Genomic DNA, 12,780 nt, shown 5'->3' with positions numbered 1-12,780 from the left:
ATCGATTGGATGTCGCCTATCGTCGGCGCATGATGCCTTCTCGAACCTTCTTGTGCGCCATTTCAATGTCCCTCGTTGCCGTCGTCGGTTGTGGCGACGATGCCCAAACGACCACTTCGACGAGCAGCTCGTCCGGATCGAGCAGTGGTGATGGCGGCACGGGCGGTAGTGGAGGAAACGCCGGCGGAATGGGCGGCGCTGGCGGCGGCACTGGCGGAATGGGTGGCGCCGGCGGCGGCGGTGGCGGAATGGCTGGGTCTGGCGGCGGCACTGGCGGAATGGGCGGCGCTGGTGGCGGCGGCGCTGGCGGAATGGGTGGCGGAGGTGGTGCCGGAGGCGGCGGTCAGATGTGTAGCCCCGAAGGCCCCTTTGATGGAGCGCCGGTTACCGCGCCCGACAATACGTGGACGTGGGTGCCCGTACCCGAGGCGAAATGCCGCACGGGGAGCGCGACGGGATTTGGTATTCGCATCAATCCGAATTCGACGAAGCTCGTGATTTATCTCCAAGGAGGCGGCGCATGCTTCAACGGTTTGACGTGTACGGCAAACCCCGGATCGTACGGCAGTGGCAACTTCGGCAATGGACCTTCAGGCGGCCTTTTCAGCACATCGAACAATGAAAATCCCCTCAAGGATTGGAGTTTTGTTTATGTCCCCTATTGCACGGGTGACGTGCATGCGGGCAATGCGACGGGCGTCGACGTGCCTGGTGGACTTGCTCCGAAAAACCAATCGTTCGTCGGGTACGCCAACATCGGCCATTACTTGAAGCGCATCATTCCCACCTTCAAGAATGTCACGCAAGTCTTGCTCACGGGCGAGAGTGCCGGTGGTTTCGGCGCATTCTACAATTACGACCGCGTCGCGCAGGCGTTCTGTCCGACGCCGGTATCGCTCATCGACGATTCGGGCCCGCCCATGACCGACACGTACATGACGCCATGCCTCCAGGAACGCTGGCGCACGCTCTACAATTTGAATGCCACGCTTCCGGCCGGTTGCGCCGATTGCGCATTGCCGAACGGCGGTGGCCTCGTCAATGCGTGGAAGCATCTTGCGCTGAAATACCCGACAGCCCATTTGGGCGTGGTTTCGTCGACCCGCGACAACACCATTCGACAATTCTACGGGTTTGGCGCGAACAACTGTGCAAACATCGACGGGTTTGCAGGATCGCTTTCCGAAGCTCAATACACCGCAGGTCTGGCGGAAATCCGCGACATGTTCTTGCAGCCGTCGCCCGCGTGGAGCTCGTACTATATCAACGCTACGACGCACACGTATTTGGGCGGCAATGGCTACTACAACACCACCGTCGGCGGCACTGCGCTCACCACGTGGACCGCAGGCATCGTCGATGGCGCGGCTGCTGCGCACATCGGGCCGTGATCTAGCATCCCTCCCAAGCGGCTCGAGGCCGCGTCATCGTGCCCGAGGTCGGTTGACTGCACTTTTCGGTTGCCGGTCCCCGAACCTTGGTTGATTCTCCCGCCATGACCATCCAGCGTTTGCCATTCCGTCGCATCGCCGTCTACTGCGGTTCGAGCGGTGGAGTGGGCACCCACTATCTCGATGCAGCACGTGAAGCAGGTGCGTACTTGGCCGAGCGCAACATCGAGGTCGTGTACGGCGGCGGGCGTGTCGGCATGATGGGCGCGGTCGCCGGCGGCGCTCTTTCCGCGGGCGGCAAGGTTTACGGGGTCATTCCCGAGAAGCTCAAAACGCGGGAAATCGCGCATGACGGGCTCACCGAGCTTTTCGTCGTCGATGGCATGCACGCACGAAAAACGATGATGGCCAGCATGTCCGATGCGTTCATCGCGTTGCCCGGCGGCTGGGGGACACTCGAAGAAATCTTCGAAGTCGTCACGTGGACGCAGCTCAACTATCACAAAAAGCCCGTGGGTCTGCTCAACGTGCGAGGGTACTACAACTTTCTCGTCTCATTTCTCGATCATGCCTCGACCGAGGGTTTCATCCGCCCTATACATAGGCCGCTTTTGTCGAGCGCCGATTCGCTCGAACAATTGCTCGACCGGATGGCGAAAACGATCATACCCGACATTGGCCGCTGGATTGACAAGCCCTGAACCTTTTTGACCTCGAACGATCGAGCTTGGCATGACGAACGAACGAAAGATTCCCGAAGGACGCTTGGGCAGGTTCGTGCGCCTCGCGAGCGTGGGTGCTCGCACGGGCGTGAGCCTCCTCCGAAGTTCGTCACCTGCGGACGTTGCGGCGGAAAAAGCTGCCGAAATGCTGGGCACGTTGCGAGGGCTCGCGGCCAAAGCGGGTCAAATGGCGAGCTACGTGGACGGGATGATTCCGGAAGCGCAACGCGACGCGTATGAAACGGCGATGAAATCGCTGCGCGCAGCGGCTCCGACGTCGTCTCCGGCGGCCATTCGCAACATCGTGGAGGAAGAGCTGAAAGCGCCCATCGACAGACTCTTCGTCGAATGGGACGACAAACCTTTTGCAAGTGCATCGATTGGACAAGTGCACCGAGCGCGGCTCGAAGATGGACGCGAAGTCGCCGTGAAAGTGCAGCATCCCGGCATTGCGAATGCGGTGGAAAGTGACCTGCAGAATGCCGATGTCATGGGCGGCATGGTATCGGTTTTGGGCCCGAAAGAGCTCGATCCGAAAGCGGTTTTGGCGGAGCTTCGTGCTCGTTTCACCGAAGAGCTCGATTACGAGCTGGAGGCGCGTAGGCAGCGTAAGTTCATCGAGCTTCACCGGGGTGATCCGGCCATACGTATTCCCGACGTCATTGACGATCGCAGTGCCAGACGCGTATTGACGACGACACTCGCGCGCGGTCAAACTTTGGAAGAGGCGAGCCTGGCGGACGAAAAGACGCGCAAATACTTTGCGGAGACGATGTGGCGTTTCGTGTTCAAAGGAAACCTCGTCGGGGGCATGTTCAACGCCGATCCGCATCCTGGTAATTACATTTTTCAGGATGGGCAGGTGGTATTTCTCGACTTTGGCTGCGTGCAGCCCATCGAGGACGACAGGCTCGAGCTTGCGCGGAACATTCACCGTGCGGCGATGAAGAAGGACGAACATGAATTTCGCGAGGCAGCCAAACTGATTTTGAACACGCGTGGCGGGGTATACGAAAAAATGGCCACGGATTATTCACGACGCTGCTTCGAGCCGCTTTTCAATTCGCCTTACCGGATTACGCGCAGTTACGTGGTGACGCTGGTGGAAGGCGTGAAAAACATGAAAGAAGCCGTCCTTTCCAAGGAAAACGGCAACTTCGTGCAATTGCCTCCGGGGATGTTGTTCATCAATCGGCTGCAATTCGGCTTCTATTCGGTGCTCGCGCGGCTCGACGTGGAAGTCGATTACGCGGCCATCGAGAAACGGTTTTTCCAGGAAGCCGGGTTGCTTTAGAAACGCGTGACGGAGAGCCCGCCCGTCGTGTTACCGTCCGAAACCACCACGCTGTTGCAAGAGCTCGTTCTCGAGCTTGACGATCTTGTTGTAGACGCCGATCGTCAATAGCGTCGGCGCCCATTGGCCTACGAAGTTGGCAAGCTCGAGACGTCGGGAAAAACCAATTCGTCGTTGCGGCTGCGCCGATGCCGCAAGACCGGCCGAAAGCACGATCGAGCCGAACGCGAGCAGCAAATACGTTATCGACGGCAATCGTGAAGTCTGCCGCTCGATGAGCTGGGTCGCTTTGCCTTCTTGCTTGCTCGGCGCCATTCCCTGTGTCGAAACGTCGAACGACTGGTTCATGGTGTGTCCTCCTGGGCCAACCCTGGGCCCGCGACTGCGGGTGCCTTGCGACGATCACGCCAAGGGCAAATCCGTGCACCAGAGAAGCAGCAGACCGACCTCGAGCATGCGACCATCACGAATTTTCAGAAAATGGACCAGCTCCATCAACACATATTGACAACCGCCTCACGCTCCGCTGTCATCGCCTCACGGCCGAAGCGGAAGGAAGTACATCGATGAACGCCATGGTCCTGTGCCCCGCCTGCAAACGCCATGTTTTTGCCGGCGAAATCGCATGCCCCTTCTGCGGTATCGGATTTTCGCACGCCGCACACCCTTCGGCCCCAGCCGCATCGCCCGAGCTTTCGCGCGCGCAAAGGTACGTCGTCGGAGCAGCCATCGCCGCCTCGATGGCCACCGCAAGTTGCAGCTCGCCCACCGTCGTGCACAACCCAGACGAGCTCGGAAACGTCACCGTCGACGTCAACGACACTCAGACCGATCGCAATTCGAAAGAATCGCTCGAGGTCGCGCGTGATCCCGGCGGCAACGACGACAATGCGCTCGCCGAGGAAGAAGCGAGGCGGGCCGAAGCAGAACGACGCCGGCGCGAAGAAGAACAACGACGCTTGCAGCTTCAAGAGCAGCAGGAGTGGGAAGAACAGAATCGCTGGCGACACCGCGGTGGTGGGCAGTGCGTCAATGGCGTTTGCCCACCCTACGGTTGCGTTTTTCCCGACGAAGCCTGCGACATCGTACGCGTTTGAACGGGTTTGTCCGTGTCAATCGTGAGCCGAGACAAACCCGACCTGGGGCCGAACATGACCGATCGGCAGGCCCTGCTCGATAGTCCGCGTCCGCGCAGTTTGCCCATCTTGCCCCCAAAAGAGCGCACGAGAAGCCAAGCGCGCGGGCATCACGAGCCTCTCGCCGAAGAAACGCGCGAAGTCGATACGGCATGTCGCCCCATTTATGCCGTGTGGGAATTGACGCTCGCTTGCGATCTTGCGTGCAGACATTGCGGTTCGCGAGCAGGCGGCGCACGTCCGGACGAGCTCGATACGGCCGAAGCGTGTGAGCTCGTGCGAGAAATGGCCGAGCTTGGCGTGCGCGAAGTCGCGCTCATCGGGGGCGAAGTGTATTTGCACGACGGCTGGCTCGACGTCGTGCGCGAAATACGTCGCAATCAAATGCAATGCACGGTGGTGACGGGAGGACGCGGGATCACGCCCGAGCGAGCGCGGGAGGCGAAAGAAGCGGGCGTGCAAAGCATGGCGGTTTCAATCGACGGAGATGAAGCAACGCACGATCGATTGCGCGGTTTGTCCGGGTCGTATGAGGCTGCGCGAAGTGCGCTTGTGAATGCGAGGCGGGCGGGCATGCAAGTCGCCGTGAACACGCAAATCAATCGGCTCAGCATGCCCGATTTGCCGCACATTTTCGATGTGCTCGTCGAAAGCGGTGCCCATGGCTGGCAGTTGCAGCTCACGGTACCCGTGGGTCGCGCAGCGGACGAACCCGACATCATTTTGCAGCCGTATGATTTGCTGGAGCTTTTTCCCATGCTCGCTTCATTGAAAGAACGCTGCAATGAAGCACGCATCAAATTGATGCCGGGAAACAATATCGGTTATTACGGCCCGTTCGAACACATTTTGCGCAATTTTACCACAGAAAAACATGCCGAATCCTGCAGCGCAGGACGCTCCACGCTGGGAATCGAATCGAATGGCGACATCAAAGGGTGCCCTTCACTTCCAACGGAATCGTGGGTCGGCGGCAACATTCGCAAATATAAATTGCGCGACATCTGGGAGCGCTCGTCCGCGCTGCGGCACATGCGAGATCGCGGCCCCGAAGAACGCTGGGGATATTGCAAAACCTGTTATTATGGGTCGGTTTGTCGTGGCGGATGCACGTGGATGGCCACAGCTCTATTCGGCAAACCCGGCAACAATCCGTATTGTCATCATCGAGCGCTCGAAATGCATCGCGTGGGCAAACGCGAACGTGTCACGCGCATTCAAGAAGCCGAAGGGTTGCCATTCGATCGCGGCGCATGGGCGCTCGACGTCGAAGACGCGCGTTGATACTAACCCCGCAAGAGCGGCGTCATCACGTGCAGCACGATATCTGCCGTAAAATGCAGCACGATCGCGTGCTCGAGCCCATGCCGCACATAAACGATACCCGCCAGAATGCCGCCGATCGCATTGAGCAGCAAAGTTCGCACAATGACAATCGGTAGCGGTGGCCATAATGTAAATGCTGTCGGCAAATGCCCGGCGCCAAACAAGAGCGTCGCGAAAACCACGCCAAACGTCAGCGCGATCGTTCGCCCTCGCCCCTCGAAACCAATACCTTTCGCCAGCGCCCAAGCCGCTATCGATGCCACCCCGAGGCGCAAGAGCACTTCCTCGGCAATGCCTCCGTAAAAGCTCGCGAGCAGTCCTTGAAAGGGTGTCGGCTGCGGCAATGCCCCACGAAGCGGCGTTGGCATGCGCGATGCAAAAATCATATCCAGTAAGACGATGACCAGACCGCCCAGCGCGCCAAGCAAAGCCGCCCACGCAAACGTCTTGGGAATCGGCGGGCGTTTGCCGAAAAACCATGCTTCGACGAGCGGACTGCCAATGCCGAGTTTCCGGCCGGCCGCCGTTCCTGCCCACGCCAGGAAAAACGCAAGGAATCCCGTCTGCACAACCGTTGCGAGCACCAAAACCGGCAAAGGGGGACGGTTTGGGATGTCGATGCCTTCGAAAAGGGCCATGAGATAAGGCATGAGCAGCAGCGTCGCGATCATCGACAAAACTGTCCATACCGCCGCAATTCGCCAAGCAGGCGGAGCAGGTTTCAATGCTCCCGAATCGTCACTCATTGCGCAATCTCCTCGGCCCATTTCAAAAACGTTTCCACCACGCGCTCGTCCCACTGTCCTTTGCGTGGACTCGCGTAACTCTCTTCGATGCTCGCGTGACGACGCATGTCGTGTCCCACCGCGGAAAGCTCGACGAATTGCACGCGCGCGGCATCAACCTCGGCAACTGCATCCGCCAATGCGCGCCCTTCATCCGGACCACAGGCCCAGTCGTATTCGCCATGCATCACGAGCACATTTGTACGCACGGTTTTCCAAAGGGCAACGAGGTCCATGCGTTCGAGCTCTTGAAAAAACGACGCATGCCGGCCAAACATCGTTTCGCCATGGCAACCACTACCTACCATCCACCCGAGGTGCGGCCTCGTCGCAAATACCTGAAAGGGCAAATGCCCGCCGCGACAAACCTCGGTATGCATTTCAGCCCAATCAGCGACGTATTCCTCGAGCTCCTCGCCCGACATTCCTGCAAGTTGCCTTTGCCTGCGAGTTGCTCGCACGATACAATCGACCCACCGCAGAGCAGACGTCCCGAATACGGCAATCCCCGCGAGGTTCGCACCTTCACCGGCGAGCACCGGGGCAATCATTCCACCCACGCTATGGCCAAACAAAATCACATTCTTGATGATGGGCTCATGGGCGAGAAAATCCAACGCGGCACGGTATGCGGCAATCTCGGCGAAAAAATTTGTATTTTGAATGGACGGGCCTTCGCTGTCTCCCGCGCCGCTACGCTCCACGCGCAGCGTCGCCAAACCTGACGCGGAAAACCCTTCGATGAGTTTTCGTAATGGTTCGTCGGGGTCCGTCGATAGCTCGCACGATTGCGTACCGAGCCCTTGCAAATACAGTACAGCGGTAAACGGTGGTTTGGCCCCGATCGGCGTCGTCAATAGAAGTCGTTGTCGATGCTCGAATACCGTAATGTGTTCCAGATGCACGTCCGCATTCGCCACGCGTTCGATGGGTAGCGGCGACGCTTCACCAACGAGCGTACGCTTTTCGCCGGCGCGATCGACGACGAAACGCAGCGGCTTTCCGGCTTCGAGCGTCCGAACATGATGCGCAAGCTCGCGCGGGTCTGACACTTCATGGTCGTTCACCTGCACGAGCCGATCGCCTGGACAAACGCCCGCGCGCGCCGCAGCCCCTTCGGGCGTGACGCGCAAAACCTCGATTCCACCTCGGCCATCATCCGAGCTGCGCCGTGCACGTAGCTCGAATCCTAAAAAAGCCCTACGAGGAAGTCCCGACGACTGATACATTGGCCCGAGTATGACACGTCGAGCAGAGCTCATCCATATTCATATTCGTTCCGACGAACAGGCGCGAGCGGAACTGACAACCCTCCTTGCTCCCGCCGGGCGGAAGTTAGAGTTCGTCGACGAGGCGAACATCGCGGCTGTTTTGCCGGATGTGGAAGTGTTGCTTTGTGGATATGCGCCTCGAATCGACTGGTCGGCTGCGGTGCGCCTTCGATTGCTGCACTTCATGGGAGCTGGCGTCGATTACCTTTGGCCCGCAAAGGGTCTCGATCCGCGCGTCGTCATTGCCAATGCGCGGAGCATCCATGCGATGGAAATGCGTGATCACACACTCGCGATGATGCTCGCTTTCGAGCGGGAATTGCCACGGGCAATCGAAGAGCAAGCCGCGCGACGCTGGGAGCCTTTCGTTGCAGGCTCGGTCGCAGGAAAAACCTTGGTGATCATGGGACTTGGTGAAGTAGGCCTTCCCATTGCAAAAGCAAGCCAAGCTCTGGGAATGCGGGTGATTGGCATGAGAAACCGCCACTTACCCACATCGAACGTGGACGAGCTCGTACATGCGGATGATCTTCGGAAAGTTTTGCCGCTCGCCGACTATTTGGTGATTGCAGCACCACTCACGTCGCGCACGCGGGGCATGCTGGGTGCGACCGAGCTTTCTTTGCTTCCGCCGCACGCGGTCGTCGTGGTCATTTCGCGCGGAGGCATCGTGGATGAAATGGCGCTGGTAGATGCACTGCACAATGGCCGTATTCGAGGCGCAGCGCTCGACGTATTTGAAACGGAGCCGCTGCCGGCGTCGAGCCCACTTTGGACGACGCCGAATCTCGTCATCACGCCGCACATGTCGGGTTTCGTGCCGAGATACCTCGAACGCGTCGTGTCGTTGTTTTTGACGAACCTCGAACGATTCGAGCGTGGGGAGGAAATTCTCACGCCCGTGGATCGCGAGCGCGAGTACTGAAAACGCCTCCGGCCACGACCCAATCCTCTTATCCATCATCCCAAAATTTCGACCCACGCTTCTGGTGGAGAGTGCATAGACGACGTCTTTGCGCCCTTGCGTCTTTGCCTCTTTGCGTTGAATTCTTCTTCCCAAACGCTCCGTGTTGCGATAACGTTTTGCACAGCGGCCCAGGAACCGCTTCGATTCCGTACGATTTGGAGCTCGTGGTCATGCGAAACGTCGTTCTCCTTCTTGCGATCGTTGCCCTTGGGGCATGCAACAAACCGGATGCTGATCAATCCAAGCCTGCTGCGAAGCCGGCACCGGAGACAACTGCATCGGCAGCCAAGCCTCTTGCAACGGAGACGGCACCCACACCCGCCGCTCCTCCGCCGCCGACGAGTCTTCCTGCGCGCCCCGGTCGATCTCTGGCGCCGACACTTGCTGAATGGAATGCGCAGCAGAAAGAGGTGACGGTCAAGGGGTCGTCGGCATTGAATTGCGAAACGAAAATCGTGCGTGAATACCTGCGCGTGAGCTGCCGTGGGAAAAACGATTCAGGCGGCACGCCTACGAGTATCGTGATTCAAAAAGGCGGCCATGGCGAGGCAATCACGTACGTTGGCCCGGGAATCACGAGCCTCGTCGTGCCGTTCGTCGAGGGGATCGACTTTGCCGCCGATTTTTCTTGGACCGACAAGAGCCACAAATTGGTCGTATCGTGGCCCAGGGGCAACAAGCAACCGGCCGTCGTCGGCGTATTCGAGGGAGCAAAATCGCCCATCGACGGGACCAGCGATGCGGCGCTCGCAGAAAAGCTCTGCAATTGTCATCGAAAAGTCACCAAGGAAAATTCGTGTGAAAGCATGATTGGCGGTCCGAACGTGGATTGCGACCGCACCTACGGCAACGACTGCGAAACGCTGCTCGAGTGCTCGCGCGGGGAACCTGGGGCATGGCCGAGGTGTCAGCCAGGCTGGGTCAATGCGGGCATTGGATTTTGTTTTCAGCAATGCGGCGACGGAAAAGCCGCTTGCCCTGCGAATCACACGTGCGAGGACATCGGCAACGGCAACGTGTGCGTGGCGAACTGAGCTCGCGACGGAAAGGGCTTCATCGCAGCGGGAAGACCCAATGTAAACGAGGCTCGAACGACGAATGGATCGATCTCGAAAGTGACACGTCAAAGACCGGCCGCATCGCCATCGAGGAGCAGAAGAGGACATGTTACGCACTTGGAAAACTGATCATTCGCTCGCCATCTTGACTCTCTGCGCGACGAGTGCGTTTGCACCGGGTTGCATGAAAGGATCGGCTCCGAGCGAAAAAGCTCAGGAAGCACCTGCCGCATCTGCGGCTACCGCGCCAGCCGACAAGGAAAAGGAAAAAGCTTTCGCTGCCAGTCCACCACCTCCAGGCATGCTGGAAGTAAAGCCCGCGCCTCCCAAAATGAACATTGCGGGTGGCGGTGGAACGCGGAGCGGCGAAGCCGGCGCAAAAAAGGGTGACTCCGGGTGGATGGCTGGCAATTCCACGATAGCGCCTCCCGCGCCAGCCGAAACGATAGCGCCCATCGATCCCAACGGCCGGTTTGCCACGACATACCGTCCGGGTGGTGGACACCTTGCAGCATTCGAAGCGAACGTTGCTCGAGGAATCATTCCGATGGCCGAACGGGAGCTCGTTTCGGACGTGGGAGCGCGATACGTGACGGCATTCGAGGTGCCGAAGGGCAAAGCATTGGGCGTCAAAGCGGACCTCGAACGGAGCAAGCTTCCCCCGTCGGGCAGCCCGTTTCACGTTCGCGTCACGTTGAAATCGTCACCGGACAAACCCAAAGAACGGCCCCATCTATCGGTGCATTTGGTGCTGGACGTGAGCGGATCGATGCAGGGCGAATCGATCAAGCAAGCTCGCACGGCCGCCCAAGCGCTCGTGGACAAACTCGCCCCGACCGACGACTTTTCCCTCGTGACGTTTTCGAGCGACGCGGACGTGCGCATTCCGGACGGTCCGGTCGGTTCCCGTCGAGACTCCATCAAGAGAACCATTGCGGAAATCAAAGAAGGCGGCGGAACGAACATCAGCAAAGGGCTCGAATTGGGTTATCAACAGGCGCAAACGAAGAGCATTCCGGCGGATGCGGTGCGAGTCGTTTTGCTCTTGTCCGATGGTCGCGCCAATGCAGGAATTCTTTCCTCCGAAGGCATGTCCAAACTGGCGCTCGATGCATTTCAAAATGGCATTCAAACGAGCACGTTTGGGTTGGGAGCCGAATACGACGGCGCGCTCATGAGCACCATCGCGGAAGATGGCGCGGGCGGCTATTATTACTTGCGCGATGCGGATCAAATCGCCCCGGCGCTCACGACGGAAATGGACAAACGCCTCGATCCCGCAGCAACGGCGGTCGAATTGCGAATTCGGCTCAAGAAGGGTTTCGATTTGCTGAAAGTGTACGGTTCGCGGCGGCTTTCCGCAGCCGAGGCGCAACGCGTACGAGCGCAGGAGGTTGCGGCCGACAAGCAAGCCGAACAGCGGGACAACATCAAGCAAGACCGCAAGGACGACCTCGAAGGGGGAATGCGGTTTTTCATTCCGGCATTTGCTGCCAATGACAGTCATGCCCTGCTTTTTCAGCTTCGAGCTGCCGCGGGCGTCGGAAAAGCGCCGCTTGCATTGGTGGAGCTGAAGTACAAGGACCGCATTACCAAGAAAAACGTGACGGAAGAGTTCCCCATTGAAGTCGCGTGGGCCGATTCGGATGCGGCGAGCGGCGCGACGATCGATGCATCGGTTGCCAAAACGGTGCAAGGGTTTGCCGCAGGCGAGGCCTTGGCGCTCGCCGCGACGCGCGTGGCCCAAGGCGACCGGCAAGGCGCGATCACGGTGCTCACGGAGCGCGAGACCATTTTGCGCGAAGCTGCCAAGACGCTGGAAGAGCCGCTCTTCTTGAACGACGCCGACCGTCTCGCGCGCATGCGCACGCATGCAGGCACGAACACGGGCATGGGCGATCCGCTGCTCTTCGCCATGCTGCTCGAAACGGCGAGCCGATCCCACTTGCGATAAACTGCGACAAACCCCGATCACCGAACGCGCATGTCTGCACCCATCATCATCAAGGTACCTCTCGACAAACCCGCCATTGCGATCGACGTGCCGCAAGGAACGGAGATCGTACTCACCGGCTCGTATACGTCGCGGCACGACGGCTCGGTGATTGATGCGGCCACGACGACTTGGCCCGCGGGCTCGCCTGGAGGAGCATCCGTCGACGCAATTGGTCTCATTGACCTCGAAAGCGGCGGATTTCACATGACGTCGCGCGATGTCGCCAAACACGAAGTACGCGCGATTGCGACCGACAAAGGGGGAGAATCATGCGCAGCTGCGGGCGTTTCCGCCCCGTGTCTGGTCGTCAACAAGCGCATTGCATTGCAAAAGCGGCTGATGGGTTGGGATGATTTTCGAAGTACGCTCGACGGCGTAGGCATCGAAGTCGCCCTGCCTGCACCCGTCGCGCCGCCGATCGTACCGCCGAAAGCGATGCCTTTTTTGGAGGTGGGCGCCGCCATTGTGATCGGTGGCATTCTTGCCATGGGCGCATGGCGCTGGAAAAAGGGGAAAGACGCGTCGCCCGAAGGCCAATTGCTCGCACTGTCGCGCAAGGTCAAAACGCAGCTCGATCGCGCCGATCAAGTGGTCGCCGCACCGCTGAAGCCCACGGTCGATGCTGCAATGAAGGCCATTCGCGAAAAGCGCGTGGATGCTTCGTCGAAAGAAGGAAAACGCGTTGCCGAGGCATTACGACGCGTCAATGAAAGACTCGAGGCAACGATGCGCGAAGAGCAAGCGGCGAAAGAACAGGAAGCCGCGGACGAGCTCGTGCGTGAAATGGAAAGCGCGCTCGAAGCAGCCGACGAAATGAAGCGCGCGCATCCTTGA

Annotated in this window: 13 protein-coding genes; 9 read left to right on the top strand and 4 right to left on the bottom strand. The window is 59.3% G+C overall.

From position 1 onward, the window contains the following. Nucleotides 1-29: 29 nt before the first annotated feature. The 3 genes from IPM54_01035 (at nucleotide 30) to IPM54_01025 (ending at nucleotide 3,407) form a co-directional block, all read left to right on the top strand. Complete coding sequence (locus IPM54_01035; protein MBK9258402.1) at nucleotides 30-1,391, top strand: hypothetical protein; 1,362 nt, start codon at nucleotides 30-32, stop codon at nucleotides 1,389-1,391. Nucleotides 1,392-1,510: 119 nt separating this feature from the next. Continuing rightward, complete coding sequence (locus tag IPM54_01030) at nucleotides 1,511-2,092, top strand: TIGR00730 family Rossman fold protein (protein ID MBK9258401.1); 582 nt, start codon at nucleotides 1,511-1,513, stop codon at nucleotides 2,090-2,092. A gap of 31 nt (nucleotides 2,093-2,123) precedes the next feature. Next, nucleotides 2,124-3,407 (top strand): AarF/ABC1/UbiB kinase family protein, encoded by a 1,284-nt coding sequence (locus IPM54_01025; protein ID MBK9258400.1) that lies wholly within the window; start codon nucleotides 2,124-2,126, stop codon nucleotides 3,405-3,407. Between the two features lie 30 nt (nucleotides 3,408-3,437). Here the strand turns inward: IPM54_01025 and IPM54_01020 are convergent, their stop codons facing one another. Next, complete coding sequence (locus tag IPM54_01020) at nucleotides 3,438-3,722, bottom strand: hypothetical protein (GenBank protein ID MBK9258399.1); 285 nt, start codon at nucleotides 3,720-3,722, stop codon at nucleotides 3,438-3,440. Nucleotides 3,723-3,936: 214 nt separating this feature from the next. Then, complete coding sequence (locus tag IPM54_01015; protein MBK9258398.1) at nucleotides 3,937-4,137, bottom strand: hypothetical protein; 201 nt, start codon at nucleotides 4,135-4,137, stop codon at nucleotides 3,937-3,939. A 10-nt stretch (nucleotides 4,138-4,147) separates the two neighbouring features. Between IPM54_01015 and IPM54_01010 the strand changes: the two genes are divergently transcribed. Both IPM54_01010 and IPM54_01005 read left to right on the top strand, forming a co-directional pair. Then, complete coding sequence (locus IPM54_01010) at nucleotides 4,148-4,504, top strand: hypothetical protein (protein ID MBK9258397.1); 357 nt, start codon at nucleotides 4,148-4,150, stop codon at nucleotides 4,502-4,504. Nucleotides 4,505-4,516: 12 nt separating this feature from the next. After that, nucleotides 4,517-5,827, top strand: a complete 1,311-nt coding sequence (locus tag IPM54_01005; protein MBK9258396.1) for a radical SAM protein — start codon at nucleotides 4,517-4,519, stop codon at nucleotides 5,825-5,827. Between the two features lie 2 nt (nucleotides 5,828-5,829). On the opposite strand, the gene IPM54_01000 is transcribed toward IPM54_01005, so the two are convergent. Next, nucleotides 5,830-6,615, bottom strand: coding sequence for a CPBP family intramembrane metalloprotease (locus IPM54_01000; GenBank protein ID MBK9258395.1), 786 nt, complete (start codon nucleotides 6,613-6,615; stop codon nucleotides 5,830-5,832). After that, nucleotides 6,612-7,883, bottom strand: a complete 1,272-nt coding sequence (locus IPM54_00995) for an alpha/beta fold hydrolase (protein ID MBK9258394.1) — start codon at nucleotides 7,881-7,883, stop codon at nucleotides 6,612-6,614. Before IPM54_00995 ends, IPM54_01000 begins: the two co-directional genes overlap by 4 nt. A gap of 10 nt (nucleotides 7,884-7,893) precedes the next feature. Between IPM54_00995 and IPM54_00990 the strand changes: the two genes are divergently transcribed. The 4 genes from IPM54_00990 to IPM54_00975 all read left to right on the top strand — a co-directional run bounded on the left by IPM54_00990 (nucleotide 7,894) and on the right by IPM54_00975 (nucleotide 12,780). Next, nucleotides 7,894-8,850, top strand: coding sequence for a D-2-hydroxyacid dehydrogenase (locus IPM54_00990; GenBank protein ID MBK9258393.1), 957 nt, complete (start codon nucleotides 7,894-7,896; stop codon nucleotides 8,848-8,850). Nucleotides 8,851-9,062: 212 nt separating this feature from the next. Next, complete coding sequence (locus IPM54_00985) at nucleotides 9,063-9,926, top strand: hypothetical protein (GenBank protein ID MBK9258392.1); 864 nt, start codon at nucleotides 9,063-9,065, stop codon at nucleotides 9,924-9,926. Between the two features lie 130 nt (nucleotides 9,927-10,056). After that, on the top strand, nucleotides 10,057-11,904 hold the full coding sequence (locus IPM54_00980) for a VWA domain-containing protein (protein ID MBK9258391.1): 1,848 nt from the start codon (nucleotides 10,057-10,059) through the stop codon (nucleotides 11,902-11,904). Nucleotides 11,905-11,934: 30 nt separating this feature from the next. Beyond that, nucleotides 11,935-12,780 carry a hypothetical protein gene (locus IPM54_00975; protein ID MBK9258390.1) on the top strand — a complete coding sequence of 282 codons (846 nt, stop codon included), beginning with the start codon at nucleotides 11,935-11,937 and terminating at the stop codon, nucleotides 12,778-12,780.

The sequence above is a fragment of the Polyangiaceae bacterium genome (genome assembly GCA_016715885.1).
Classification (GTDB): Bacteria; Myxococcota_A; Polyangia; order Polyangiales; family Polyangiaceae; genus Polyangium.
The sequence above is the reverse complement of the archived record's forward strand: the minus strand, read 5'-3'. Positions and strand labels throughout refer to the sequence as shown.